Source organism: Actinomycetospora sp. CA-053990 (assembly GCF_050948445.1).
GTDB classification, from domain to species: Bacteria; Actinomycetota; Actinomycetes; order Mycobacteriales; family Pseudonocardiaceae; genus Actinomycetospora; species Actinomycetospora callitridis.
In genome coordinates, this window is sequence record NZ_CP192043.1 from 1,299,156 (window position 1) to 1,323,971 (window position 24,816).

Genomic DNA, 24,816 nt, shown 5'->3' on the forward strand with positions numbered 1-24,816 from the left:
GTGACGCTCGCCGACCTCGCCGGCGGGGAGGCGGCCGAGGTCGCGAGGGCCGAGGCCGGTACCCGCGTCCGCGACCCCGCCGTACTCGTCTACACCTCCGGCACCACCGCCGCGCCGAAGGGCGCGCTGCTCTCGCACGAGGCGCTGGTGCGGCTCGCGGCCGGGATCGCGGAGCGGATGGCGTTCACCCCCGCGGACCGGATCTGGACCGCCATCCCGCTCTTCCACGGCGGCGGGATCACGTTCGCGGTCGCCGCGCTCACCGCGCGCGCGGCGTTCGTCCACCCCGGGCACTTCGACCCCGCGTCCACCCCCGCCCTGCTCGAGGCCGAGCGGATCACGGTGGCGCTGGCGGCCTTCGAGACGATCTGGCTGCCGGTGCTCGACCGGCCCGACTGGCCCGAGCGGGACCTGCACCGCATCCGGCTCGTCATGGCCGTCGGCGTCCCCGAGCGGCTGCGGGCGATGGCGGCGCGGGTGCCGCAGGCCGTGCACGTCTCCTGCGTGGCGATGACCGAGTCGTCCGCGTTCCTCGCCCTCGGCCGCCTCGACGACCCGCTCGAGGCGCGCCTGACCACCGGCGGGCACCCGATGCCGGGCATGGCGGTGCGCGTCGTCGACCCGGACACCGGCGCCGACCTGCCGCCCGACACCCCCGGTGAGCTGCTCTTCCGGGGCCCGACGGCGTTCGACGGCTACTTCCGCGACCCGGGTGCGACGGCCGCGACGATCGACGCGCAGGGCTGGGTGCACACCGGCGACGTCGTCACCGTCGACGCCGACGGGCGGGTCACGTTCCGCACCCGGCTCAAGGACATGCTCAAGGTCGGCGGCGAGAACGTGTCGGCCGCCGAGATCGAGAACCACCTGCTCACCCACCCCGCGGTCGGGGTGGTGGCCGTGGTCGCCGCCCCGGACGCGCGCTACGTGGAGGTGCCGGCGGCGTTCGTGCAGCTCGCCCCCGGGGCGTCCGCCACCGCCGAGGAGCTCATCGCGCACTGCGTCGGGCGCATCGCGAGCTTCCGCGTGCCGCGCTACGTGCGCTTCGTCGCGGAGTGGCCGATGTCCGGCACGAAGATCCGCAAGGTGGCGCTGCGGGCCCGGATCGCCGAGGAGCTGGCCGCGGCCGGGATCACCGAGGCGCCGCGCCCGGCGAGCCGCGTGTGACGGCGCCCGCGGACCTCGCCGGCCTCCGGCTGCCCGGGGGCACCTGCCGCGTCGAGGGCTACGAGAGCCTGCTCCTGCACGACGCCGTGCGGTCGCCCCGGTCGCCGCGCCCGCACCCGATCTGGGCGTTCCTCGCGCCGCAGCGGGGCATGGGCCTGACCCTCGCCGCACTGTTCGAGACCCTCGGTTGCCCGCTGGATTCCGGGCCGCTGCTCGGCACGTTCGGCGCCCGGTGCGCGGAGCCCCTGGCGCTCGACGTCGACCACGAGGTGCGGGGCGGGGTCACCACGGTCCGGCGGCGCCGCTCCCGCCTGCTCGGCGTCGTCGACGAGGTCGAGGTGGTGCTCGACCTCGTCCGGGGCGACGGGGCCCCGGTGCTCACCGCGACCTACGGCTTCCTGCTGCCGCGCCGCGACGTGCCGGCGCCGCCGGAGGGCCCAAGGACCGAGACGTCGGCGTCGGCCCCCACCGGTTCCGGACACACCGGTCCCGGGTACGCCGGCGAGCCGCTCACCGTACGCGCGGACGAGATGAAGCTGATGGCCCTGCTGCTGCGCGACCCCAACCCCATCCACCTCGACCCCGACGCCGCGGCCGCCCTGGGGTTCGGGCGGGCCTGCGTCAACCAGGGCCCGGCGAACCTCGCCTACGCGCTGGGCTTCCTCACCGCCCGCCACCCGGACGCGGCGCTGCTCGGGTTCGACGCCCGCTTCCGCGCGACGGTGGTCGCGGGCGACGTCGTCACGCCCGTCGCGTACGACGACGGATCCTTCGCCCTGCGGCACGCCGACGGCCGGGCGGCGGTGACCGGGCACGCGCGGTGGGGCCGACCCGTTGTGAGCGGGACCACGCCCCCCTAAACTAACGGCCGTTTGGTAGCGAAGGGACGGGTGCATGGCTCTCGACGAGGCGAGCACGGCGCTGCTGACGCAGCTGGGGGAGAGCGGCCTCCCCCCGATCAGCGACATGACCCCGGAGCAGGCCCGCAACCTCGGGCCGGCGCTGGCCGAGATGTACGGGCCGGGGCCGGACGTCGAGCACGTCGTGGAGCCGGCCGACGCGCCGGTCCCGATGCGGGTGATCGTGCCCGAGGGCACGCCGCGCGGCGTCGTCGTCTACTACCACGGCGGCGGGTGGGTGATCGGGGCGCTCGACGAGTTCGAGACGCTCGGGCGCACCCTCGCCGTGCGCACCGGCTGCGTCGTGGTGCTCGTGGACTACCGGCTCGCGCCCGAGCACCGGTACCCCACCGCGGTCGACGACGCGTGGTCGGCGCTGCGCTGGGTCGACGAGCACGTCGAGACCCTCGCCGGCGGGCGCGTCCCGGTGGTCGTCGCGGGCGACTCGGCGGGCGGGAACCTCGCCGCCATCGTGGCCCGCCGCGCCCGTGACGCCGGCGGCCCGTCGCTCGCCGGGCAGGTGCTCGTCTACCCCGTCACGGACGCGAACGTCGACCGGGCGTCGTACGTCGACCCCGCCAACCAGCTGCTCGTCAGCCGCGCCGCCATGATCTGGTTCTGGGGCCACTACGCCCCCGACCCCGCGCAGCGGGGCGAGCCCGACGCGTCGCCGCTGCGCGCCGAGGACCTCGGCGGGCTGCCCCCCGCGGCCGTCCTGCTCGCCGAGCACGACCCGCTGCGCGACGAGGGCCAGGCCTACGCCGACCGGCTCTCCGAGGCCGGGACCAGCGTCGCGACGCTGCTCGTCCCCGGCCAGATGCACGGCTTCTTCACCCTGCTGACCCTGCCCGGCGCTGCCGTCGGGATGGACTTCGTCGTCGAGCAGATCGCGAAGCACCTGACGTCCTGAGCTCCGCCGTTCCGAGTAGGGCCCGCTCACCCGGAGGTGACCGCAGTGACCGACACCCTCGCGCAGTCCACCCGCCCCGACACCGCCGTCCGTCGCGTCGACGCCCTCGTCGTCGGCGCCGGTCTGTCCGGTCTCTACATGCTGCACCGCTTCCGCGGTCTCGGGCTCGACGCGGTCGTGCTGGAGGCCGGCAGCGACATCGGCGGCACCTGGTTCTGGAACCGCTACCCGGGCGCGCGCTGCGACGTCGAGAGCATGGAGTACTCCTACTCGTTCTCCCCGGAGCTCGAGCAGGAGTGGGACTGGTCGGAGAAGTACCCGACGCAGCCCGAGATCCTGCGCTACGTGCACCACGTGGCCGACCGTTTCGGCCTGCGCGACGGCGTCCGGCTCGACACCCGCGTCGCCTCGGCGCACTTCCGCGACGCCGAGGGCCGCTGGACGGTGACGACGGAGTCGGGCGAGCGGTGGGACACCGAGCAGCTGGTGATGGCCACCGGGTGCCTGTCCACCTCGAAGCTGCCGGAGATCCCGGGCATCGACCGGTTCGCGGGACGGACCCTGCACACCGCGCACTGGCCGCACGAGGGCGTCGACTTCACCGGCCGCCGCGTCGCCGTGATCGGCACCGGCTCGTCGGGCATCCAGGCCATCCCCCTGATCGCCGACGAGGCCGCCGACCTCACGGTCTTCCAGCGGACCGCGAACTTCAGCATGCCGGCGAACAACGCCCCGCTCTCCGACGAGGCCCAGGCGCAGCGCAAGCGGACCTACCCCGAGCACCGCCGCGCGGCGCGGGAGTCGGGCTTCGGCGTCCCCGTGCCGGAGGCCACGCGGTCGGCGCTGGAGGTCGATCCGGAGGAGCGCCGCGCGCAGTACGAGTCGACGTGGGGCCGCAACCTGGTCGGGCTGCTCACCTCGTACACCGACAGCATCGTCGACGCCGCCGCCAACGAGACCGCCGCCGAGTTCGTCCGCGACAAGATCCGCGAGATCGTCGACGACCCGGAGACCGCCGAGACCCTGTGCCCGCGCGACCACCCGTTCGGCACCAAGCGGCCGTGCCTCGACTCCGGGTACTACGCGACGTTCAACCGCGAGCACGTGCACCTCGTCGACCTGAAGAAGACCCCGCTGACCGAGGTCACCGAGCGCGGCGTGCGCACCGGCGAGCGGGAGTACGAGGTCGACGACCTCGTGTTCGCCACCGGGTTCGACGCCATGACCGGGTCGCTGGCCGCGATCGACATCCGCGGGCGGGCGGGACGGGCGCTCACCGACAAGTGGGCCGACGGCCCCGTCTCCCACCTCGGCCTGCAGGTCGCCGGGTTCCCGAACCTCTACACGATCACCGGGCCCGGCAGCCCGTCGGTGCTGTCGAACATGATGGTGTCGATCGAGCAGCACGTGGACTTCGTCGCGGACGCCGTCCACCACGCCCACCAGCGCGGGGACACCGTCGTCGAGTCCACCGAGGAGGCCGAGCGGGCCTGGACCGACCACGTCCGCGAGGTCGGCGACTACACGCTCTACCCGCAGGCCGATTCCTGGTACATGGGCGCCAACGTGCCCGGCAAGCCGCGGGTGTTCATGGCCTACATCGGCGGCGTGGGGGCCTACCGTCAGCACTGCGACCAGCTCGCCGCCGACGGCTATCCCGGGTTCGCGTTCTCGGCGCCCTGAGCGCGCCCGGGCCCTGCACCGCGCGTCCCTACGTGAGCGAAGTTCCCGGCTATAGCCGGGAACTTCGCTCACGGGTCAGAATCCGTTGGGGTCGTAGGCGGTGGTCTCGAAGGTGCCGTCGGCGTTGGTGTCGACCGCGGAGGTGTCGAAGTCGCCGTCGTTGTCGGTGTCGACCAGGACGACCTCGCCGTAGCCGTCGGCGTCGGTGTCGACGACGGCGGATTCGAAGGAGCCGTTGTGGTCGGTGTCGGCGATGACGGTGTCTACGGCGCCGTTGCCGTCCTCGTCGGTGGACACGGAGTCGATGTTGCCGTTGGTGTCGGTGGTGTAGGTGCCGGCCACGGTGCCGTCGGCGTGGTAGACGGTGCCGTTGCTGAAGGAGTAGGTCTCGGCGCTCATGGTGTGCTCACTCTCGGTCTGTTCGTGGTGCCCGGCGGGTGGGCTCTCGGCACTGTGACGACGCGAGGAGCTGGGGATGTTCCGCGACGACCGACAATTTTCTCCGCGAGGGAGCGATCACGCTCCATGACGACGCCGGAAGGTGCTCGGCGGCTCGTGGAACGTCTCCTTGAACGCGCGGCTGAACGAGGCGAGGTCGCCGAAGCCGCAGCGCAGGGCGACGTCGGTGACCGAGACGCCGCCCAGGCGCGGGTCGGCGAGCTCGCGGCGCCCGTGCTCGAGGCGTCGCCGGCGCACGAGGCGGCTCACCGTCGTCGAGGCGTCGGCGAAGGCGCGGTGCAGCTGGCGGGTCGAGACGAAGTGCGCGCGGGCGATCGTCTCGGGGCTGAGGTCGGGGTCCTCGAGGTGCTCGGCGACGAACGCCTCCACGCGGGCGCGCAGGTCGGCCGCCCCGCGGGTCCCCGTGATCTCGTCGCGGCGCAGCGCCTCGCCCACCACGGTGCCCACGAGGTCGCCCAGCTCGGTCGCGAGGCGCTCGGCCGCGGCGGGGGAGAGCTCCGGCGGCGCGGCGACGACGTCCGCGAGCGTCCGGCCGACGATCCCACCGAGGCGGTCACCGCCGAGCGCCCGGGCCGTCGCGGCGCGGGAGGTGTCGGGCGAGATGCCGAGCAGGTCGCGGGGCCAGGTGAACACGAGCATCCGCCACGGTCCGTGGAACCTCCAGGCGAACGGCCGTCCCGTCTCGTAGACCGACCAGGCCCCGGGGCCCAGCGGGGCCTCCCGGCCGTCCTGGCGCACCACGGCGTGACCCCGGGCGATGAGCCCGACCTGCAGGTAGTCGTCGGGATCGTGCCGGGCCAGGCCGGGCGTGCGGACGCACTCCTGGTCGGTCGAGTCGACCGTCGCCACGGCGAGGTGCCCGACGAGGCTGCTGCGGACGGCGCCGTCGAACGGGGTGTCCCGCTGCGCGTTCACGTCGAGGGCGACGAAGTGCTCGCGGATCAGGTCGCGCCAGCCGTCGAGGCGGTCGGTCGCCCCGTGCACGTCGGTCGCGTCCGGGACGTGCGACACCGCGCGGGGCCGTGGGAACGGGCCCACGGGGCGTGTGGTGGTCGCCACGGGCGGCTCGCAGAGGGGATCGACGGGGTTCTCCGACGCTAGAAGCCCACCCCGTCGTGGTCAAACCCTGCGTGCCCGATCCGTCGCGCAGCGACAAGCGCCCGACCCCGGGCGCGGCCAGGCTCCGGTGTGACGGTCGTCGCCGACCGCCCGGACCACCACCACAGCGAGGCACCACCACTCGCGCCGACCCCGGGAGCGCCCGTGACCGCACTGGACGACCTGCCGATCACGCCCACCACGACCACCGTGCGTGCCGCGTGTCCGCACGACTGCCCCGACACCTGCGCCATGCTCGTCACCGTCGAGGACGGCCGCGCGACGAAGGTCGCGGGCGACCCGGAGCACCCGTTCACCCGCGGCGGGCTGTGCGTGAAGGTCAACAACTACCAGGAGAAGACCTACAGCCCCGACCGCGTGCTGCACCCGATGCGGCGCACCGGGCCCAAGGGCAGCGGCCGGTTCGAGGAGATCTCCTGGGACGAGGCGCTGGACACCATCGCCGACACCTTCCGGGCGAGGATCGCCGAGCACGGTCCCGAGACCGTCATGCCGGTCAGCTACCTCGGCACCCAGGGCATCCTCAACGGCCTGTCGGTGGGCGACGCCTTCTTCCACAAGCTCGGCGCGACGATCACCGAGCGCACGTACTGCGACTCGGGCTCCTGCACCGCCCACGTGGCCACCATCGGGGCGACCGCGGGCGTCGACCCGGAGAGCCTGGTCCACGCCCGCTACATCATCATCTGGGCGTCGAACACCATCTCGACGAACCTGCACCTCTGGCCGGTGATCGCCGAGGCCCAGAAGCGCGGCGCGAAGGTCGTCTGCATCGACCCCGTGCGTCACCGCACCGCGCAGCGGGCCGACTGGCACATCCCGCTGCGGCCCGGCACCGACGGCGCCCTCGCGCTGGCGATGATGAACGTGATCATCAGCGAGGGCCTGCACGACGAGGCCTACGTCCGCGACCACACCGTCGGGTTCGACGAGCTCGCCGAGCGCGTGCGCACGGCCACCCCGGAGTGGGCGTCGGAGGAGACCGGCGTCCCCGCCGAGGACATCCGCACGCTCGCCCGCGAGTACGCCACCACCGACCCGGCCGTCATCCGCATCGGCGTCGCGATCGAGCGTCACGCCGGCGGCGGCCAGACCGTGCGGTCGCTCGCGTGCCTGCCTGCGCTCGTCGGCGCCTGGCGCCACGTCGGGGGCGGGCTGCTGCAGCTGCCGCTCTGGGCGCACCCGGTGAACTGGCCGGCGTTCATCCACCCCGAGCTCGCCACCCCGGGCACGCGGGTCGTGAACCAGTTCCTGCTGGGGCAGGCGCTGACTGGCGAGATGCCGCTGGACCCGCCGGTCACGGCCCTCATGGTCTACAACTCGAACCCGATGGTGGTGGCCCCCGAGCAGGAGAAGATCGCGCGGGGGCTGGCCCGCGAGGACCTGTTCACGGTGGTCAGCGACCAGTTCCTCACCGACACCGCGCGCTACGCCGACATCGTCCTGCCCGCGACGACCCAGCTCGAGCAGCACGACCTCATGTTCAGCTGGGGCCACTTCTACGTCACCCTCAACGTCCCCGCCGTCGAGCCGGAGGGGGAGTCGATCCCCAACACCGAGCTGTTCCGGCGGCTCGCGGCCCGGATGGGCTTCGACGACGAGTACTTCCGCCTGACCGACGAGGAGCTGCTGGCGCAGGCCTACGACTGGTCGGCGCCGGCGATGGAGGGCATCACCCTCGAGTCACTGCGCGAGACGGGGTGGGCGCGGCTGAACCTGCCGGGCCCCGACGCGTACGCCCCGCACGCCGAGGGCAACTTCCCGACGCCCTCGGGCAAGACCGAGTTCCGGTCGTCGGCGCTCGAGGCGGCCGGCAACTTCGTCGTCCCGCTGTTCCGGCAGCTCTACGAGGAGTTCCAGCCCGGCGGCACCGTCGACCCGCTGCCGCACTACATCGCGCCGCGCGAGACCGGCGAGGTCTACCCGCTCAACCTGCTCTCACCGAAGTCGCACGCCTACATCAACTCCAGCGCGGGCGACCAGGCGATGCAGAAGCGCGTGCAGGGCGAGCAGAAGGTGACCATCCACCCCGCCGACGCCGAGGCGCGCGGCATCACCGACGGGCGCTACGTCGAGGTGTCCAACGACCGCGGCCGGTTCGTCGCGCTCGCCGACGTCTCCGACGAGGTCTCGGTCGGCGTCGTCGTGTGCCCGATGGGCTCGTGGGCGAAGAACGCCAAGGACGGCAGCACGGTGAACGCGGTCAACCCGTTCGCCTTCGCCGACCTCGGCAACGCCCCGACGTTCTCGGACACGCGGGTCGAGGTCACCCCGGTGTGAGTTGCCCCGGTCTGAGTGGCCCCGGTGTGATTGCCCGGTCACCGGGCGGCCAGGACCTCCGGGTCCCGGTCGCTCGGTGACCGCGGGGTGGGGGCCGTGCCCGTCGAGGTCTCGGCCCGGTCCGGGGTCTCGGCATCGGCGAGGTCGGTGAGGAGCCGCCGGGCGGCCCGGACCGCGACGTCGGGCACCTCCCCGTCGCGGGCGAGGCGGCGGAAGACCTCGGCGAGCGCCGCGGCCGCCGAGCCGGAGAGGACCAGCCCGCGGTCGGGACGCGTGTAGGGCGCGAGGGCGCGCGCGACCTCCCGGCAGGTCTCGGCGCCGGGATTCGCGAGGGTGAAGGCGAGGGTGTCGGCGTCGAGGTCAGCGGCCACGGACACGCACCGACTCGGGAACGTCGGCGGCCTTGGCCGCGTCCGGGGTGTCGCTCCGGATGTGCTGGAACGTGCCGCGCGACGGCGCCGAGCCGCTCGCGCGCCGACGACGACCGAGCCGGCCGTCGGTGCCGGTCGTGCTCCCACCGTCGACCGTGTCGACGCCGTGGGGGTGGCGCGCGTCAGCACGCCAGTGCAGGTGCCACATGGGCGGGGACCTCCTGATCCACCACCGGGGCCGTACTCGGGACCACTCGGGGCGTCACCGGACGAGTACGGAGGGACGGCCGTCGCTCACGGACTGAACACGGCACCCGCGATGGTGGTCCAGATCACGCCCCGGTCGCCACGCGAGGGCGGCCTGTACCGAGAAAGCACCTCATCGGCTGAGCGCTCGTCCGGTCAGGGAGTGGTCGCGGCCGGTCGCGGGCGGAGGCCGAGGACGCGTTCGAGCACCCGGTACCGCAGCGCGACGCTCAGCGTGACGAACCACAGCACCAGGGCGATCCCGGGAATCTGCAGCACGGGCGGGTCGGGCGCGGTGAGCCCGAAGTACTCACGGGTGGCCGGGACGACGAGCACGACGGCGAACGCCGCGAAGAGACCCAGCGCGAGCCAGGTGGGACGGCGGTCGCTGCTCACGGGAGCCCAGGCCGTGAAGATCCGGTGCGGGGGCTCGAGCAGCAGGATGAGCACGATCGCGGTGCTCGAGACGAACACCGACATCGCGGACTGCGCGCCGAGGGTGGCCGAGGCCTCGACGAAGTCGGCGTCCTCCCCGTAGGTCAGGCCGGTGTACTGCTCGAACAGGCTGATCGCCTGCGGGTACGGCGTGCCGGTGAAGCCGTCGGCGATCTGGCGGTAGAGGTAGGCGTAGATCGCGGTGGCGAAGCCGGCGGTGAGCACGCCGACGGGGAGGACGAACCGCGCCAGGGACGCCAGCAGGTCGTCGTCGGGCGGCTTCGGGCGGGCCCACAGCGTCAGGAAGAAGGTCGGCACGCCGACGGTGAACAGCGTGAGCCCCACCTGCGTGGGCGTGTAGGGGAAGCCGAGCCCGAGCAGCGTCACGGTGAGGATGACGAGCATCTGCGTCACCACCCGCGACAGGAACAGGTACATCGACGAGCCGACGCCGGCGATGATCCGGCGGCCCTCGGTGCGGGCCGGGGGCAGGGTGGCGAACGAGTCGTCGAGCAGCACGATGTCGGCGACGTCCCGGGTCACCGAGCTGCCCGAGCGCATCGCCACCCCGACCTGCGCGCGCTTGAGCGCGCGGGCGTCGTTGACGCCGTCGCCCACCATCGCCACCTGGTGCCCGCGGCGGGCCAGGGACGCGACGATCTGCTCCTTCTGCTCCGGGGCGATCCGCCCGAAGACCCCGTGGGTGTCGACGGCCTCGTCGAAGGCGTCGGTGTCGGAGCCCTCGAGCCGGGCGAGCGCCGGGCCGGCGATCGCGGGCGCGTCGAGCCCCGCGCGGCGGGCGAGGGCGGCGACGGTGTCGGGGTCGTCGCCGGAGACGACCTTGACCGCGACCCCTCGGCGGCGAGGCCGGTGAGGACGTCGGTGACGCCCTCGCGCAGCTCGTCGGCCAGCGCGACGAGCGCGACCGCGCGCAGGCGCGGCAGCCGGGGCCGTCCGTCGGCGTCGTGGAGCGCGCCCTCCCCGCGCGCCAGCACGAGCACGCGCAGGCCCTCGCCCGTGCGCCGGCGCACCGCGTCGTCGGAGACCACCGCGGCGTCGGCCAGGGCGGGACGCACCGTGGACGGTGCGCCGAGGACGAGGGCGGTGCCGTCGGCGAGCGTGATCCCGCTCCAGCGCAGCGACGAGCGGAACTCCACCTCGTCGAGCACCTCGGCGGGCTCACCGGGCAGCGAGGTGTCCGCGGCCAGGGCGGTGGTGGTGGCGTTGGTGCTCGCCACCGAGCGGGCGACGGTGCCGAGCAGCGCCCGCGCGCCCGCCTCGTCGCCCCCCGCGGGCACGACCTCCACCAGGGCGAGCCGGCCGCTGGTCAGCGTGCCGGTCTTGTCGGTGCACACGACGTCGACGCGACTGATCGCCTCGACGGCGTTGGTCTGCTGCACGAGCGCCCCGCGCCCGCCGATGCGCGCGGCCCCGACCGCGTAGGCGACGGCGATGAGGAAGAACAGGCCGTAGGGCACGAGGCCCGAGAGCACGGCGGAGGTCTGCACGAAGCGCAGCACCGTCGACCCGTCGAGTGCGGCCTGGGCGAGGATCGCGCCGCTCATGAGCAGGACCAGCAGGATGAGCAGGCGCACCACGAGGTCGATGCGCCGCTGCAGCGGGGTGAGCCCGGTGGTGTCCTCCCGTGCGGCGATCGTCAGGCGGCCGGCGTGGCTGTCGACGCCGACGCCCTCGGCGCGCTGCAGTCCCTCGCCGCCGGAGCAGGAGCTGCCCGAGAGCAGCGGGTCGCCGACCGCCTTCGCGACGGGGTCGGACTCGCCGGTCAGCAGGGACTCGTCGGCCTCCAGACGGCCGTCGACCAGCGGCCCGTCCACGACGATCTGCCCGCCGCTGCGCAGCCGCACGAGGTCGCCGACGACCACCTCCGACGGCGGCACCGACCGGTCCGCGCCGTCGCGCACCACCGTCACGGGCTCGCGCGCGAGGAGCTGCAGCCGGTCGAGCTGGCGCTTGGCGCGCAGCTCCTGGAACGCCGCGAGGGCCGCGTTGATGATGCCGAGCCCCACGCTGACCAGCGCGTCGCTGTAGCGCCCGAGCGCGAGCAGCGCGAACCCGATCACGAAGAGCGTGTTGTTGTAGAACGAGAAGACGGTCGTGCGCAGGATGCGCGCGGTGGTGCGCCCGGAGCCGGAGACCGGGGCGTTCGCCTTTCCCTCCCGCACGAGCTCGCGCGCCCGGGCCTCGGTGAGGCCCTCGACGGCCGCCGTCGTCGTCATCCCGTCGTCCCCCGCTCGTCCCCTCGCACGCGGCCATGATCCCGGCCGGACCTGGAGCGGACCTGAAGGGGCGGGTCAGCCGGGCTGCAGGGCGCGGCGCCACTGGGCGGGCACCTGGGCGCGCAGGCGCTCGGTGTCCACGCCCTCGGGGTCGAGCAGGCGCTGCATGCCGATGCCGCGCAGCTGGCCGACGACGGCCACCGCGACGGCGTCCGGGTCCACGTCCGCGCGGACCTCGCCCGCGGTGACGCCGGCCTCGACGTCCTCGCGGAGGTCGGCGCGGAAGCCGCGGTCGCGCTCGCGGAAGGTCGCCGCGAGCTCGGAGGCGGTCGCGGCCTCGGCCCAGAGCAGCAGGAAGGCGCGGTTGGCGGTGCCGAGGCCGGTGAGCGCGTGCAGGTACCCGTCGACGAGCGCGAGCAGCCGCTCGAGGCCCGGCGGCATCTCCTCGAGACCCGGGACGAAACCGCCCTGGATCGCGCGGGAGAGGGCGTCGACGAGGCCCTGCTTGGAGCCGAACTGGTGGGTGACGATGCCGCGGCTGTACCCGGCCCGCTCGCCGACCTTCGCGAGCGTGAGCGCGCGGACCCCGGACTCGACCACCAGCTCGGCGGCCGCGGCCACGAGCGCCGCCTCGGTGCGCTCCCGACGTTCCTGCTGGGTGGGCATGGCGGTGAGCGTAGCGCAGTCACTTGCGTGTCAACCGACAAGTATGCGACCGTGGCTCTCGACGAGAGGAAGTCATCGTGATCGAGTTCGAGGACAGCGCCCTGGACACCCTGCTGGCGGAGGACCCCGGCGGGCCCGTGGTGATGCTGAACCTGTTGCGCTTCCGCCCCGACGGCGGCCGGGAGAGCTACCAGCGCTACGTCGACGCGGTGGGGGCGGTGAGTGGGCGCCACGGCGTGCAGATCACCTACCTCGGGGAGGGCGGACGCGCCCTGGCGGCTGAGGAGGGGCAGGCCTGGGACATGGTGCTCCTGGTGCGCTACCCGAGCCGGGAGCACTTCGTCGCCATGATCCGCGACCCCGCCTACCAGCAGATCGAGCACCTGCGCGCCGAGGCGCTCGTCGAGGGGGTCCTCCAGCCGACCGTGCCGGTGACGGGGGCGGCATGACGGCGGTGCTGGTGCACGGCAACCCCGAGACCGCGGCGGTCTGGGACCCCCTGCTGCCGGCTCTCGAGACGGTCGGGGTGCCGAGGGAGCAGGTGGTGCGCCTCTCCCCGCCCGGCTTCGGCGCGCCGCTGCCCGACGACTTCCCGGCGACCCCGGAGGCCTACCGCGACTGGCTCGTCGGCGAGCTGGAGGCGATCGTCGCGGAGCACGGCCCGGTCGGCCTCGTCGGCCACGACCTCGGCGGCGGGCACACCCTGCGCGTCGCCATGACCCGGCCGGACCTGCTGCGCAGCTGGGTCGGCGACGTCGTCGGGAGCTTCGCGCCCGACTACGTCTGGCACGAGCTCGCCCAGCGCTGGCAGACGCACGGCGTCCCGGGCTCGCCGTGATCGCCACCGGCGACCACGTCGTGGGCACGGAGGTCCAGCGTCGCGCGATGGCCGAGCGCGCGGGTGCGCGCGTCGCGGTGCTCGACGGCCTGGGGCACTGGTGGTTGGCCGAGGACCCCGACCAGGCCGCGCGCGTGCTCGTGGACTTCTGGTCGTCGGTCTGAGGGACGGTCCCGACTTGCGGAGAACGCTTCGGAAATCGAAGCGTCGGCGCGAGGGGTCGGCAGCACCTACCGCTTCCACCGGGTCGCGGCCCGACCTCGACCGACCTGACACGGATGCTTCGGAAACCGAAGCGTCTCCCGCACCCTTCACCAGGCGACGGGGAGGCGCTCCAGTCCGTGGATGGCGTGCCGGGTGGCCCAGGCGACCTCGTCGTCGGGGATCGCCAGGTGCAGCGTCGGGAAGCGGCGCAGCAGGGCGGGGAAGGCGATCCGCATCTCCATGCGGGCCAGCGGCGCGCCGAGGCAGTGGTGCACGCCGTGCCCGAAGGCGACGTGCGGCGGCGGGGCGTCCCGGGTGATGTCGAGGCGGTCGGGGTCGTCGACGACCGCGGGGTCGCGGTTGGCGGCCGGCAGGTTGAACACCACGAGGTCGCCGCGGTGGATCGTCGCGCCCTCGATCTCGACGTCGCGCAGCGCGAGGCGCGGCGAGCCGCTCGAGACGATCGACAGCCAGCGCATCAGCTCCTCGACGGCGGGCGCCACCGCGTCGTCGTCGTCGCGCACCGCGGCGAGCTGCTCGGGGTGGCGGAGCAGAGCGAGCGTGCCGAGACCGAGCATGTTGGCCGTGGTCTCGTGCCCGGCGACGAGCAGCAGGTTCGCGATGCCGACGAGCTCGTCGGAGGTGAGGTCGTCGGGGTGCTCGCGCAGGAGCATGCCGATGAGGTCGTCGCCCGTGTCCCGCCGCGCCCGGGCCACCAGGGTCTGCATGTAGGCCAGGGCCTCGGCGGCGAGCGCCACCCGCCGCTCCTCCGGCAGCCCCGTGTCGAGCTGGGCGCTCGTGCGCGCCTGGAACTCGTCCTGGTCGCCCGGCGGCACGCCGAGCAGCTCGCAGATGACGAGCGACGGGATGGGCAGCGCGTACTGCGCGACGAGGTCGGCAGGCGCGCCGGACCCCTCGAGGGCGTCGAGGTGGTCGTCGACGATCTCGACGATGCGCGGCTCCAGGCGGCGCATCCGGCGCACGGTGAACTCGCCGGCGAGCATCTTGCGCAGCCGCGTGTGCTCCGGCGGATCGAGCGAGAGCAGGTTGCCGGTGCGGTCCCCGGAGAGCTGGCGGGGGTCGCGGCGCACGGCACCGTCGTCACCCGCGAGGTCGTCCGGGGTCCAGCCGTTGGCGAACGTGTCGGCGTCGCCGAGCATCCGGCGGACGTCGGCCTGCCGGGTCAGCAGCCACGCCGGCGGACCGAACGGCGTCGGCACCCGGGCGATCCCGGCGCCGTCCCGCAGCTCCTCGGCGTCCGGAGCTGGGCCGAAGCCGGTGCGCCGGAGATCGAGGGGGATGGTGGTGCCGGGGGAGGGGGTCACACGGGCTCCTGGTCTGGCGTCGGGTGGTCCGGGGTGGCCGTCACGGGCGCGAGCCAGACGCCGACGAGCACGTCGACGAGGCCGGTGGCGGTGTCGGCCCAGGTCGCCCGGGTGGTGGGGGCGCCGTCGGCGAGGGCGCGCTCGCGCTCGACGGGGACGTGCACGAGCAGGTGGCGCGCGACGTCACCGCGCTCGCGGAACACCGCGGGGGGCAGGCTCGGCAGGCAGGCGTGCAGCCCGTCGAGGATGCGCAGCAGCGCCGGAGACGACAGCGACTCGTCGACGAGGATCTCGCGCAGCGCCGGGTCGGTCATCACCTGCGCGCCGAAGCGGGCGTACCAGGTCGGCGAGCCCAGCGTGGCGAGGTGGTCGAACGCCGGGCGCACGAGGCAGGCGAGCCAGTCGCGCAGGTCGTCGCTGTCGGCGACCTGCTCGACCATCTCCTCGCGCGTGCGCTCGATCGCCGTGGTGTGACGCCGCACGATGGCGCGCACGAGGTCGGCCTTGGTACCGAAGTGGTAGCCGACCACCGCGGTGTTGCCCTGGCCGGCGGCGTCGGCGACCTGCCGGTTCGACACACCGTGGACGCCGTGCTCGGCGAACAGGCGCTCGGCGGCGTCGAGGATGGTCGTCCGGGTGTGGGCGTTGCGATCGGTCCGGGCCTTGGCGGGCACGGCTCCGAGTGAACGACCCCACCTCGCGTTTGTCAATCGAGTGCTTTAAATTGAGCGGCGTGTCCTCGGCAACCACGGCCGCACCGCCCCGCGCCCCCATCTTCGTCGCGGTGCTCGCGGCCGCGGGGATCACGGTCTCCCTGCAGCAGACGCTGGTCGTGCCGCTGGTGCCGCAGTTCCCGCGCCTGCTGGGGGCGCCCGCGGCCGACACGGCCTGGGTGGTGACCTCGACGCTGCTCACGGCGGCGGTCGCGACGCCCGTCGTCGGGCGGCTCGCCGACATGGTCGGGAAGCGCCGCATGATGGTGTTCTGCCTGGTCATGCTGATCAGCGGCTCGGTGGTGGCCGCGCTGTCCACCTCGCTGGTCCCGCTGATCGTGGGGCGCGCGCTGCAGGGCCTGTCCACCGGCCTGATCCCGCTGGGCATCAGCCTCATGCGCGACGAGCTCCCGCCCGAGCGCCTCGGTTCCGCGACGGCCCTCATGAGCGCCTCGCTCGGCGTCGGCGGCGCCCTCGGGCTCCCGCTGGCCGCGTTCGTCGCCCAGGCCGCCGACTGGCACGTCCTGTTCTGGGCGGCCGGTGGGCTCGGCGTCCTCGTCCTGATCGGCGTGCTCGGGCTGGTGCCGGAGTCCGCGCAGCGTGCCGGCGGACGCTTCGACGTCGTGGGGGCGGTCGGGCTCGCCGTGGCGCTCGTGTCCCTGCTGCTCGCGGTGTCGAAGGGCGGCTCCTGGGGCTGGGGGAGCGCGCGGGTCGTGACGCTCTTCGTCGTCGCGGCCGTGGTGCTGCTGGCCTGGGGCTGGTGGGAGCTGCGCACCCGCCAGCCGCTGGTCGACCTGCGCGTCAGCTGGCGGCGTCAGGTGCTGCTCACGAACACCGCGTCGATCGTCTTCGGCTTCTCGATGTTCGCGATGTCGCTGGTGTACCCGCAGCTGCTGCAGCTGCCGACCTCGACCGGCTACGGGCTCGGGCAGTCGATCCTCGTCGCGGGCCTGGTGCTGGCCCCCGGCGGGCTGTGCATGATGGCGATGTCCCCGGTGTCCGCGCGCATCAGCGCCGCCTCGGGCCCGCGCACCACGCTGATGCTGGGCGCGCTCGTCGTGGCCGTCGGCTACGGCATCGGGGCCGTGTTCCACGCCGCGGTCTGGCAGCTGGTGGTCAGCTCGATCGTCATCGCCTGCGGCATCGGCCTGTCCTACGGCGCGATGCCCTCGCTGATCATGGCCGCCGTGCCGATCGAGCAGACCGCGGCGGCGAACAGCCTCAACAACCTCATGCGGGCGCTGGGCACGTCGTTTGCGAGCGCCATCGCCGGCGTGCTGCTGGCCTCGCTCGTGACGACCGCCGGTGTCCCCACCGAGGCGGCCTTCGTCCTGGTGATGCTGCTCGGCGCGGGGGCGGCGATCGTCGCGCTGGTGATCGTCGCGGCCATCCCGCCGCGGCCGGCGCCGGTGGCCTCGACGACGACGACGCCCGCGCCGCAGGCGGAGCCGGACCCCGAGCCCGATCCGCTCGTGCGCGGCACGGTGCGCCACGGCGGCGGGCCCGCCGGGGCGCCGTGCTCACCGTCGTGAGCACCGACGGCCACCAGCTCGGCAGCGGGCGGACGGCGGACGACGGCGGGTTCACCCTGCGCCGGACCGGCGACGGCCGCCCGCACCTGCTGGTCGTGCAGTGGTCCGGGATCGCCCGGGCCGAGCCGCTGGCCGGCACCGACGGCCTCGTGCGCGACGTCGAGCTCGGCGACCGGGTCCCGGTGCCGGCCCGCTAGAGCACCTGGTGCCCGTACATCTCGCCGAGCGGGTCGGAGATCAGCTCGATGCGCGCGCCGTCGGGGTCGCGGAAGTACACCGAGACGCCGCTGTGCACCTCGTGCTCGACCCCGGCGTCGGCCAGGCGCGCGACGAGCTCCTCCCAGCGGGCCGGGTCGACGCTGATCGCGACGTGGTGCAGCCCGCCGAGCACCTCGGCGTACGGCCCGAGATCGAGCCCGGGGAAGTCGAAGAACGCGAGCAGGTTGCCGTTGCCGATGTCATGGAAGAAGTGCGACGAGCCGGGGTAGTCGCGGTTGTCGATCAGCTCGGTGAGCGGGAAGCCGAGGACGTCCTGGTAGAAGGCCACGGTCCGCTCGACGTCGCTCGACACCAGCGCCGTGTGGTGCAGACCGCGGGCGGTGGACGCCGGCCGCTCGCCGACGGGACGCAGGTAGCGCTCGCGGAGCGCGTCGCGGCGGTTCTCGATGTCGGTGCTCATGGGCGTACCTCTCCGGTGGGTCGGGATCAGCGGGACAGCAGGGCGGTGAAGTCGGGGACGTCGGCGAAGGGGTCCACGGGACCGGCTGGCGCGCGGGCGGCCACCAGGTCGGCCAGCTCCCCGGCCGCCCGGTCGATACGCGCGCCCAGCTCGCTGCCGACCCCGCTGGCGCCCCAGTCCTCCGCGGCGGCGAACACCGCGGTGGGCGCGACGACGGCGTGCAGGTAGGAGAACAGCGGGCGCATCGCGTGGTCGAGCGCCAGCTGGTGGCGGGCCGTGCCTGCGGTGGCGCCGAGCAGCACCGGGGTGCCGTCGAGCGCGTCGCGGTCCAGCACGTCGACGAACGTCTTGAACAGGCCGCTGTAGGACGCCGAGAAGATCGGCGTCACGGCGATGACGCCGTCGGCGCCGGCGACGGCATCGAGCACCGGGCGCAGCGTGGCGTTCGGGAAACCGGTGACGAGGTGGTCGGCGAGGTCGCGGGCGTGCTCGCGCAGCTCGACGACCTCGACGCGGACGTCGACCCCGCGGTCGCGCAGGGCCGCGGTCGTCGCGTCCGCGAGACGGTCGGCCAGCAGGCGCGTCGACGACGGCGAGGAGAGCCCGGCGCTGACGACGGCGAGGGTGCGGGTGGTCATCAGACCGTCACCTCCTGGGCGAGACGAGCGGCCACGAGCGACTCGTGGGTGGGGGCGTCGGGCACGTGTGCGGGCCTGCGGGCCTCGAACTCCTTGCGCAGCACCGGCACGACGTCCTCGCCGAGGATGTCCAGCTGCTCGAGCACGGTCTTCAGCGGCAGGCCCGCGTGGTCGATGAGGAACAGCTGGCGCTGGTAGTCGCCGACGTACTCGCGGAAGCCCAGCGTCCGGTCGATGACCTCCTGCGGGCTGCCCACGGTCAGCGGGGTCTCGCGGGTGAAGTCCTCCAGCGACGGCCCGTGCCCGTAGACCGGGGCCTCGTTGAAGTACGGCCGGAACTCGCGCACCGCGTCCTGCGAGTTCTTCCGCATGAACACCTGGCCGCCGAGGCCGACGATCGCCTGGTCGGCGTCGCCGTGGCCGTGGTGCTCGAAGCGCCGGCGGTAGAAGTCGACCATGCGCCGGGTGTGGTCGGCGGGCCAGAAGATGTGGTTGTGGAAGAAGCCGTCGCCGTAGAAGGCGGCCTGCTCCGCGATCTCGGGGCTGCGGATCGAGCCGTGCCACACGAACGGCGCGACGCCGTCGAGGGGGCGCGGGGTGGAGGTGAAGCCCTGCAGCGGCGTGCGGAACTTCCCCTCCCAGTCGACGATCTCCTCGTCCCAGAGACGGCGCAGCAGCGCGTAGTTCTCCACCGCCAGCGGGATGCCCTGACGGATGTCCTGGCCGAACCACGGGTAGACCGGGCCGGTGTTGCCGCGCCCGAGCGTGAGGTCGACGCGGCCGCCGGAGACGTGCTGCAGCATCGCGTAGTCCTCGGCGATCTTCACCGGGTCGTTGGTGGTGATCAGCGTCGTCGCGGTGGAGAGCTGCAGGCGCTCCGTGCGTCCGGCCAGGTAGCCGAGCGTCGTCGTGGGCGAGGACGACATGAACGGCGGGTTGTGGTGCTCGCCGAGGGCGAAGACGTCGAGGCCGACCTCCTCGGTCTTCTCCGCGATGCGCAGGACGGCCTGCAGCCGCTCGGCCTCGGTGGGGGCGAGGCCCGTTGTCGGGTCGGGGGTGATGTCGCTGACCGAGAAGACACCGAACTGCATGGCCCTGCGCTCCTTTAGTTGACGATTCAACTTGCACCCCGCAGAACCGCCGAGGCGGCGCGGCTATTCCGGGTGGATGTCCTGTCCGGATCGTTGACGCCCGGACGGGTCTCGGTTGTACTCCAGGTGACGGGTGGATCTCACTGTTCCCCGAACAGAGCAGTCTCCGATACGCGGGCCGGTCTGAGCGGTCGCTGTCGGTGACGGACGGTGACGAACGGAGTGGGTATGGCGGACGAGGCGCAGGACGTCCTGGTGGCGGGGGCCGGCCCCGTCGGCCTGACCGCAGCGGTGGAGCTGGCGCGGCGCGGGGTGGCGGTCCGGGTGATCGACACGCTCGAGCAGCCGCGGCACTACGCCAAGGCCGTCGGGCTCCAGCCGCGGACGTTGGAGCACTGGGAGCGCACCGGCATGCTGACCGCGGCGCTCGACGAGGTCCAGACGATGCGCGGCCAGATCGTGCACGTCGACGGCGCCGAGGTCGCGCGCCTGGAGCTCCACCTGCCCCCGGACGTGCCCTACGGCTTCACGTCCCTGCCCCAGTACACGACCGAGCGCCTGCTCGCCGAGGAGCTGCACCGCCACGGCGGCACCGTCGAGCGCGGGGCCGAGCTCGTGGGCTTCTCCCAGGACGCCGACGGGGTGACGGCGCAGATCCGCACCTCCGCGGGCGAGGAGACGGTCCGGGCGTCCTACCTCGTCGGGGCCGACGGCGCCCACAGCGTGGTGCGCAAGGGGCTCGGGCTCGCCTTCGAGGGCGACGCGTTCGCCGAGGAGTACATGCTCGGCGACGTCGTGCTCGACTGGTCGCTGCCGCCCGGCTTCGGCGTCCGGCTGACGCGCACCGTCCCCGACGGCCCGGACGACATCCTCGTGGCCATCCCGCTCCCGGAGCACGGGCGCTACCGCATCTCGATGCTCGCCCCGCCCGAGCTCAGCACCCGCCCGGCGGCGGCCCCGGCCGGCGCCGCCCCCGTCGACGACGTCGTCCACGGCCTGGAGTCCGGCCACGCCCCCGAGCTGCACCACCTCCAGGCCGTCGTCGACCGCCTCGCCCCGGAGCCGACGACCGTGTCCGACCTGCGCTGGTCGTCGGTGTTCCGCATCAGCCACCGGCTCGCCTCCCGGTACGGGGTCGGGCGCGTGTTCATCGCGGGCGACGCCGCGCACATCCACCCGCCCACCGGCGGGCAGGGCATGAACACCGGCATCCAGGACGCCCTCAACCTCGCGTGGAAGCTCGCGCTCGTCGTCGACGGCGTCGCGGAGCCCGCGCTGCTGGAGAGCTACCACCTCGAGCGCCACCCGGTGGGCGAGGAGGTGGTCGGGCGCACGGTGCGCCAGGCGCGGCAGGGCTTCGACGCCGACGACCCGGCGACGATGATGCGGCGCGAGGCCCAGCTGCTGGTGAGCTACCCCGTCAGCCCGATCGTCGGCGCCGCGGGCGCCGCCCTCGGGGTGCTCCCCGGCGAGCGGGCCCCCGACGCCCGCGGCCTGCGCCGTCCCACGGTCACCGACCCGCTGCGCCTGCACGCCGTGCTCGCCGCGACGGAGTTCGCGCTGCTCGCCTACGTCGCCGACCTCGACCAGGTCGCCGAGGTCGCCGCCGCGCGGGCGGTCGCGGCCGCGAGCGCCCTGCCGGTGCGCGTGCACGTGGTCGGCGCCCCGGACCTCGGGCCTGCGCTGGACGCCTCCGGGGAGCCCTACCTGCTCGACGGCGCCGGGGACCTCGCGGCGACGTACGGCGTGCGGGGCGGCGACGCGGTGCTCGTCCGTCCCGACGGCTACGTCGGCTGGACCGCGCGCCCGCTCACGGCCGAGGCGCTCGCCCTCCACCTCGCCACCCTGACCCGGGCCCCGCAGGGTGCCGCGGCCGGCGCGACCGCGTCGGCTCAGGTCCCGCAGTAGGTCACGTACGCCGCGGAGCCGGCCGGGTCGGGGGCGGCGTAGGCCTCCTGGCCCGGCTGCTCGGTGAACGGGTCGGCGAGCACCGCGACCAGCCGGTGGAACGGCGCGAGGTCGCCGTCGACGGCCGCGGTGAGCGCGGCCTCGACCTGGTGGTTGCGGGGGATGTAGACCGGGTTGACGCGGTCCATGGCGTCCGCGATCTCCGCGGCGGGCCGGGTGTCGCCGGCCAGCGCGGCGTGCCAGCGCTCCAGCCACGCGTCGACGGCCTCCCGGTCGATCACCAGGTCGCGCACCGGGGCGTCGTCCCCGCGCGCGGCCGACGACAGCGCCCGGAAGAACCGCGTGTGGTCGGGGTGCTGCTCGGCCATCAGCGTGACCAGGTCCTCCACCAGCTCGGGGTGCTCGCCGGTGAGCCCCAGCTTGGCGTGCAGACCGGCCGACCGGTGCCGCGTGTAGCGCTCGCCGAACGCCGAGACGGCGTCGGTCGCGAGCTGCACCGCGGTGTCGGCGTCGTCATCGATCAGCGACAGCAGGCTCTCGGCGAACCGCGCCAGGTTCCACTGCGCGACCGCGGGCTGGCGGCCGTAGGCGTAGCGCCCGCCGTGGTCGATGGAGCTGTACACCGTGGCGGGGTCTTCGGCGTCCATGAAGGCGCAGGGCCCGTAGTCGATGGTCTCGCCGGAGATCGTCATGTTGTCGGTGTTCATGACGCCGTGCACGAACCCGACGTCCATCCACTGCGCGATCAGCGACGCCTGGGCCTCGACGACGGCCTCGAGCAGCGCCAGCGCCGGGCGCTCGGCCTGCGCCGCCGCGGGGTGGTGGCGCGTGATCGCGTGGTCGGTGAGGCGACGCAGGAGGTCGGCGTCGCCGGTGGCCGCGGCGTACTGGAACGAGCCCACCCGCAGGTGGCTCGACGCGATCCGCGCCAGCACCGCGCCGGGCTGCGTCGTCTCGCGGGTCACGCTCTCGCCGGTGGTGACGACGGCGAGCGCCCGCGTCGTCGGGACGCCCAGCGCGTGCATGGCCTCGCCGATCACGTACTCGCGCAGCATCGGCGCGAGCGGCGCCCGGCCGTCCCCGCCGCGGGCGAACGGCGTGCGGCCCGAGCCCTTGAGGTGCAGGTCGCGGCGCCGCCCCGCGGTGTCGGTGAGCTCGCCGAGCAGCAGCGCCCGGCCGTCACCGAGGCGCGGGGAGTAGTTGCCGAACTGGTGGCCGGCGTAGGCCTGCGCCACCGGCGTCGCGCCGGCGGGCACGGCCGCGCCGGCGAGCACGGCGACGCCCTCGGGGCTGCGCAGCGCCTCGGCGTCCAGCCCGAGCTCGCCGGCCAGCTCCTCGTTGAGCGCGACGAGCTCCGGCGACGGCGAGGGCGCCGCCTGCCACGCCTGGTAGAGGCCACCGAGGTCGCGGACGAACCAGTCGTCGAGAGCGAACATCGGCCGGGTGTCGGCGACGGTCATGGATCCGAGGTTAACCACGTCGGCCGATCGTCACGCCGGATCAGCGTCGTGATCCGCACGAGCGACGGTGCCCTGGGCGTCGAGCCGAAGCCGAAGTGCACGGGCGGGCGCACCGGGCCGAGCGCGCCCTGGTCGCGGCCCTCGAAGGTCACCGCGGCGTCGACGACGCGGTGCAGGTCGCGGGCGCCGTAGTACTCGGTGCGCCCGCCCCCGGCGGTGCCGACCGTGCGGACGCCGGGCAGCACCCGGCGCGCGATCGCGTCGAGGGCGGCGATCCAGCGCGGCCCCGTGGCCAGCCGCGACGGCACGGCGCGCAGCAGCCACCCGAGCGCCGGGCGCCCGCCGACCCGCAGGGTCACCTCCAGGTCGTCGGTGACGACCCGGTGGCAGTCGCCGAGCTCCTCGTGGGTGACCGCCCCGAGGCGCGTCTCGTCGAACGTGTAGGTCGCGCCCACGAACTCCGCCACCCGCTCGTCGGGGGCCAGGAGGGTCCGGTGGCCGTCGGGGCGCTCGACCATGACGTCGGTGAACGCCCCGAGTGGCGACGTCGGCCAGTGCCCGATCACCACGCGCAGTCCGGCCGCCGTGCCGAGGCCGGCGATCCACCCGTCGAAGCGCTCCACGTCCCGGGCCTACCCGATCCGGATCACGGGACGCAGCTCACCGCGGTAACCCGACCTGGTCCCCCGCCCAGCGCCCGAGCACCGAGAACGCGGCCTGGTGCCCGAGCGAGCCGTCCGGGCCCGTGTCGAAGGCGTGGTCGGCGAACGGGAGGTCGACACGCTCGACGAGGACCCCGGCGTCCCGCGCGGCGTCGACGAAGCCGTCGGCACCCGACGGCGGGACGAGCCGGTCGCGCGCCGGCACGATGAGCAGTGTCGGCGGGGCGGCCCCCGGGACGGCCGCGAGCGCGTCGACGGCGGAGACGGCCCGGTAGCGGTCCGGCACCTGCTCGGGGGTACCGCCCGTGTAGCCGACGGCGAACTCCTGCGCGCCCCGCCCGTGGCGGTAGGTGTCGGCGAGGTCCACCGCCGGATAGAGGGTGGCGATCGCACGCGGGACCGGCACGGGCACCGGCGACGCGCACGCCGCGGTCTGCGTGCCGGCCGCGGCGCCGTAGCCCACGGACAGGGCGAGCTGGCCGCCCGCCGAGTCGCCGCCGATCACGAGCCGGCGGGCGTCGCCACCCTGCTCGGCGGCGTGCTCGGCGACGCGGGAGAGCGCGCAGGCGACCTGGGGGCCCGCGACGTCCCACGTCGGGCGCCCCGGGCGGGTGAGCGTGTACTCGACGGAGACGACGAGCCAGCCCTCGTCGGCGAGGCGCCGGAAATCCGGGGTGCGGTCGAGCTCGGAGCCGGTGCGCCACCCGCCGCCGTGCACCCAGACGAACACGGGGGCCGGGGTGGCCGCGCGCGGCCGCAGGACCGACAGGTGCAGGTCCTCGCCCTCGGGGGTCGTCAGGTAGATCGGGTGCGCGTCGGGCTCGGCGGCCGGCGGCCCCGGCAGGGCGACGGCGCGCAGGGGGTCGACGCTCCCGCCGCCGCCGAGCGTCGCCGCCACCACGGCGCCGACGGCCCCGGCGAGTGCCAGGGTCGCGACGGTGGCGACGGCGGCCACGACCGTGACCGCGACCGTCCGCCGGGCCCGGCGCAGCAGCCACGCCCCGGCCGTCACGACGAGGCCGAGGAGCAGCAGCGGCGGCCCCCACACGACCACCACCACCGGCGAGCCCTGCGCGCCGAGCAGTGACGACCCGGGGACGAGCGCGGTGAGCGCCGCGACGACGAGGAACAGCGACGCCAGGGCGAGGACGACCAGCGCGACGACGCCGAGCGGCCCGGATCGGCGCGGGCCGGCCGGCCCGGCGTCGCGGTCCGCCACGTCCTGGTCGGTCACGTCCGACAGCGAAGCACGCCCGCCGGCCCGCGCGTCGGTCACGGTCGGGTGAGACGACCC

At 74.4% G+C, this 24,816-nt stretch carries 25 protein-coding genes and 1 pseudogene; 11 read left to right on the top strand and 15 right to left on the bottom strand.

Annotated features, from left to right (window positions below; translation table 11 throughout):
- From ACQPYN_RS06740 to ACQPYN_RS06755, 4 genes are read left to right on the top strand one after another with little or no spacing between them, the layout of a single operon-like run.
- A complete protein-coding gene (locus tag ACQPYN_RS06740; protein WP_433034907.1) occupies window positions 1-1,167 on the top strand; it encodes a class I adenylate-forming enzyme family protein in 1,167 nt (388 codons plus the stop codon).
- Window positions 1,164-2,027 carry a MaoC family dehydratase gene (locus ACQPYN_RS06745; RefSeq protein WP_433034910.1) on the top strand — a complete coding sequence of 288 codons (864 nt, stop codon included), beginning with the start codon at window positions 1,164-1,166 and terminating at the stop codon, window positions 2,025-2,027. Before ACQPYN_RS06740 ends, ACQPYN_RS06745 begins: the two co-directional genes overlap by 4 nt.
- Before the next feature lie 34 nt (window positions 2,028-2,061).
- The gene (locus ACQPYN_RS06750; protein ID WP_433034913.1) at window positions 2,062-2,976 is read left to right on the top strand and encodes an alpha/beta hydrolase; all 915 of its coding nucleotides are present in this window, start codon (window positions 2,062-2,064) and stop codon (window positions 2,974-2,976) included.
- 45 nt (window positions 2,977-3,021) lie between these two features.
- Window positions 3,022-4,659 carry a flavin-containing monooxygenase gene (locus ACQPYN_RS06755; protein WP_433034916.1) on the top strand — a complete coding sequence of 546 codons (1,638 nt, stop codon included), beginning with the start codon at window positions 3,022-3,024 and terminating at the stop codon, window positions 4,657-4,659.
- 75 nt (window positions 4,660-4,734) lie between these two features.
- On the opposite strand, the gene ACQPYN_RS06760 is transcribed toward ACQPYN_RS06755, so the two are convergent.
- Together ACQPYN_RS06760 and ACQPYN_RS06765 are read right to left on the bottom strand one after the other, a co-directional pair.
- Window positions 4,735-5,058: a hypothetical protein gene (locus ACQPYN_RS06760; RefSeq protein WP_433033058.1), complete on the bottom strand. Its 324-nt coding sequence runs from the start codon at window positions 5,056-5,058 to the stop codon at window positions 4,735-4,737.
- A gap of 117 nt (window positions 5,059-5,175) precedes the next feature.
- Window positions 5,176-6,177 carry a helix-turn-helix domain-containing protein gene (locus tag ACQPYN_RS06765; protein ID WP_433034919.1) on the bottom strand — a complete coding sequence of 334 codons (1,002 nt, stop codon included), beginning with the start codon at window positions 6,175-6,177 and terminating at the stop codon, window positions 5,176-5,178.
- Window positions 6,178-6,381: 204 nt separating this feature from the next.
- On the opposite strand from ACQPYN_RS06765, the gene ACQPYN_RS06770 reads away from it, so the two are divergent.
- Complete coding sequence (locus ACQPYN_RS06770; RefSeq protein WP_433034922.1) at window positions 6,382-8,517, top strand: molybdopterin-containing oxidoreductase family protein; 2,136 nt, start codon at window positions 6,382-6,384, stop codon at window positions 8,515-8,517.
- Window positions 8,518-8,555: 38 nt separating this feature from the next.
- Here ACQPYN_RS06770 and ACQPYN_RS06775 read toward each other — a convergent pair whose 3' ends face one another.
- The 5 genes and pseudogenes from ACQPYN_RS06775 to ACQPYN_RS06795 form a co-directional block, all read right to left on the bottom strand.
- Window positions 8,556-8,888: a hypothetical protein gene (locus tag ACQPYN_RS06775; protein WP_433034925.1), complete on the bottom strand. Its 333-nt coding sequence runs from the start codon at window positions 8,886-8,888 to the stop codon at window positions 8,556-8,558.
- Window positions 8,878-9,096 carry a hypothetical protein gene (locus ACQPYN_RS06780; RefSeq protein WP_433034928.1) on the bottom strand — a complete coding sequence of 73 codons (219 nt, stop codon included), beginning with the start codon at window positions 9,094-9,096 and terminating at the stop codon, window positions 8,878-8,880. The genes ACQPYN_RS06775 and ACQPYN_RS06780 overlap by 11 nt, the downstream gene beginning before the upstream one ends.
- Window positions 9,097-9,290: 194 nt before the next feature.
- Entirely contained in the window at window positions 9,291-10,703 is a 1,413-nt protein-coding gene (locus ACQPYN_RS06785; RefSeq protein ID WP_433038761.1) for an HAD-IC family P-type ATPase, read from the bottom strand.
- Window positions 10,607-11,806 (bottom strand): annotated as a pseudogene (locus ACQPYN_RS06790) (HAD-IC family P-type ATPase); the annotation flags it as partial. The gene ACQPYN_RS06785 and the pseudogene ACQPYN_RS06790, both read right to left, overlap by 97 nt.
- Window positions 11,807-11,881: 75 nt before the next feature.
- Entirely contained in the window at window positions 11,882-12,472 is a 591-nt protein-coding gene (locus ACQPYN_RS06795) for a TetR/AcrR family transcriptional regulator (protein WP_433034931.1), read from the bottom strand.
- 77 nt (window positions 12,473-12,549) lie between these two features.
- Between ACQPYN_RS06795 and ACQPYN_RS06800 the strand changes: the two genes are divergently transcribed.
- From ACQPYN_RS06800 to ACQPYN_RS06810, 3 genes are read left to right on the top strand one after another with little or no spacing between them, the layout of a single operon-like run.
- Complete coding sequence (locus ACQPYN_RS06800) at window positions 12,550-12,921, top strand: DUF1330 domain-containing protein (RefSeq protein ID WP_433034934.1); 372 nt, start codon at window positions 12,550-12,552, stop codon at window positions 12,919-12,921.
- On the top strand, window positions 12,918-13,310 hold the full coding sequence (locus ACQPYN_RS06805; RefSeq protein ID WP_433034937.1) for an alpha/beta fold hydrolase: 393 nt from the start codon (window positions 12,918-12,920) through the stop codon (window positions 13,308-13,310). The genes ACQPYN_RS06800 and ACQPYN_RS06805 overlap by 4 nt, the downstream gene beginning before the upstream one ends.
- On the top strand, window positions 13,307-13,474 hold the full coding sequence (locus tag ACQPYN_RS06810; protein ID WP_433034940.1) for an alpha/beta fold hydrolase: 168 nt from the start codon (window positions 13,307-13,309) through the stop codon (window positions 13,472-13,474). Before ACQPYN_RS06805 ends, ACQPYN_RS06810 begins: the two co-directional genes overlap by 4 nt.
- Before the next feature lie 147 nt (window positions 13,475-13,621).
- Here the strand turns inward: ACQPYN_RS06810 and ACQPYN_RS06815 are convergent, their stop codons facing one another.
- On the bottom strand, window positions 13,622-14,839 hold the full coding sequence (locus ACQPYN_RS06815; RefSeq protein ID WP_433034943.1) for a cytochrome P450: 1,218 nt from the start codon (window positions 14,837-14,839) through the stop codon (window positions 13,622-13,624).
- Window positions 14,836-15,513 (bottom strand): TetR/AcrR family transcriptional regulator, encoded by a 678-nt coding sequence (locus ACQPYN_RS06820; RefSeq protein ID WP_433034946.1) that lies wholly within the window; start codon window positions 15,511-15,513, stop codon window positions 14,836-14,838. The genes ACQPYN_RS06815 and ACQPYN_RS06820 overlap by 4 nt, the downstream gene beginning before the upstream one ends.
- Window positions 15,514-15,563: 50 nt before the next feature.
- Between ACQPYN_RS06820 and ACQPYN_RS06825 the strand changes: the two genes are divergently transcribed.
- Window positions 15,564-17,084 (top strand): MFS transporter, encoded by a 1,521-nt coding sequence (locus tag ACQPYN_RS06825; RefSeq protein ID WP_433034949.1) that lies wholly within the window; start codon window positions 15,564-15,566, stop codon window positions 17,082-17,084.
- Entirely contained in the window at window positions 17,081-17,281 is a 201-nt protein-coding gene (locus tag ACQPYN_RS06830) for a hypothetical protein (RefSeq protein ID WP_433034952.1), read from the top strand. Before ACQPYN_RS06825 ends, ACQPYN_RS06830 begins: the two co-directional genes overlap by 4 nt.
- On the opposite strand, the gene ACQPYN_RS06835 is transcribed toward ACQPYN_RS06830, so the two are convergent.
- Genes ACQPYN_RS06835 through ACQPYN_RS06845 form a run of 3 tightly spaced genes read right to left on the bottom strand, consistent with a single transcriptional unit; the run spans window position 17,278 to window position 19,492 of the window.
- The gene (locus ACQPYN_RS06835; protein ID WP_433034955.1) at window positions 17,278-17,763 is read right to left on the bottom strand and encodes a VOC family protein; all 486 of its coding nucleotides are present in this window, start codon (window positions 17,761-17,763) and stop codon (window positions 17,278-17,280) included. The genes ACQPYN_RS06830 and ACQPYN_RS06835 overlap by 4 nt on opposite strands.
- Before the next feature lie 26 nt (window positions 17,764-17,789).
- Window positions 17,790-18,401: an FMN reductase gene (locus ACQPYN_RS06840; RefSeq protein ID WP_433034958.1), complete on the bottom strand. Its 612-nt coding sequence runs from the start codon at window positions 18,399-18,401 to the stop codon at window positions 17,790-17,792.
- Window positions 18,401-19,492 (bottom strand): LLM class flavin-dependent oxidoreductase, encoded by a 1,092-nt coding sequence (locus ACQPYN_RS06845; RefSeq protein ID WP_433034961.1) that lies wholly within the window; start codon window positions 19,490-19,492, stop codon window positions 18,401-18,403. Before ACQPYN_RS06845 ends, ACQPYN_RS06840 begins: the two co-directional genes overlap by 1 nt.
- A 228-nt stretch (window positions 19,493-19,720) precedes the next feature.
- Between ACQPYN_RS06845 and ACQPYN_RS06850 the strand changes: the two genes are divergently transcribed.
- Window positions 19,721-21,400, top strand: coding sequence for an FAD-dependent monooxygenase (locus ACQPYN_RS06850; protein WP_433034964.1), 1,680 nt, complete (start codon window positions 19,721-19,723; stop codon window positions 21,398-21,400).
- Here the strand turns inward: ACQPYN_RS06850 and ACQPYN_RS06855 are convergent.
- The 3 genes from ACQPYN_RS06855 to ACQPYN_RS06865 are packed head-to-tail and all read right to left on the bottom strand — an operon-like array spanning window position 21,385 to window position 24,756.
- The gene (locus ACQPYN_RS06855; protein WP_433034967.1) at window positions 21,385-22,860 is read right to left on the bottom strand and encodes a protein adenylyltransferase SelO; all 1,476 of its coding nucleotides are present in this window, start codon (window positions 22,858-22,860) and stop codon (window positions 21,385-21,387) included. The two genes, ACQPYN_RS06850 and ACQPYN_RS06855, sit on opposite strands and share 16 nt — an antisense overlap.
- Window positions 22,857-23,483 carry a hypothetical protein gene (locus ACQPYN_RS06860; protein WP_433034970.1) on the bottom strand — a complete coding sequence of 209 codons (627 nt, stop codon included), beginning with the start codon at window positions 23,481-23,483 and terminating at the stop codon, window positions 22,857-22,859. The genes ACQPYN_RS06855 and ACQPYN_RS06860 overlap by 4 nt, the downstream gene beginning before the upstream one ends.
- 37 nt (window positions 23,484-23,520) lie before the next feature.
- Window positions 23,521-24,756, bottom strand: a complete 1,236-nt coding sequence (locus ACQPYN_RS06865; protein WP_433034973.1) for an alpha/beta hydrolase — start codon at window positions 24,754-24,756, stop codon at window positions 23,521-23,523.
- Between the last annotated feature and the right edge of the window lie 60 nt (window positions 24,757-24,816).

Bases quoted from the DNA above. Each gene is read 5' to 3' on its own strand.
- ACQPYN_RS06750 (WP_433034913.1), top strand. From the start codon at position 2,062: ATGGCTCTCGACGAGGCGAGCACGGCGCTGCTGACGCAGCTGGGGGAG.
- ACQPYN_RS06760 (WP_433033058.1), bottom strand. From the start codon at position 5,058: ATGAGCGCCGAGACCTACTCCTTCAGCAACGGCACCGTCTACCACGCC.
- ACQPYN_RS06780 (WP_433034928.1), bottom strand. From the start codon at position 9,096: ATGTGGCACCTGCACTGGCGTGCTGACGCGCGCCACCCCCACGGCGTC.
- ACQPYN_RS06795 (WP_433034931.1), bottom strand. From the start codon at position 12,472: ATGCCCACCCAGCAGGAACGTCGGGAGCGCACCGAGGCGGCGCTCGTG.
- ACQPYN_RS06805 (WP_433034937.1), top strand. From the start codon at position 12,918: ATGACGGCGGTGCTGGTGCACGGCAACCCCGAGACCGCGGCGGTCTGG.
- ACQPYN_RS06835 (WP_433034955.1), bottom strand. From the start codon at position 17,763: ATGAGCACCGACATCGAGAACCGCCGCGACGCGCTCCGCGAGCGCTAC.
- ACQPYN_RS06840 (WP_433034958.1), bottom strand. From the start codon at position 18,401: ATGACCACCCGCACCCTCGCCGTCGTCAGCGCCGGGCTCTCCTCGCCG.
- ACQPYN_RS06845 (WP_433034961.1), bottom strand. From the start codon at position 19,492: ATGCAGTTCGGTGTCTTCTCGGTCAGCGACATCACCCCCGACCCGACA.
- ACQPYN_RS06850 (WP_433034964.1), top strand. From the start codon at position 19,721: ATGGCGGACGAGGCGCAGGACGTCCTGGTGGCGGGGGCCGGCCCCGTC.
- ACQPYN_RS06855 (WP_433034967.1), bottom strand. From the start codon at position 22,860: ATGACCGTCGCCGACACCCGGCCGATGTTCGCTCTCGACGACTGGTTC.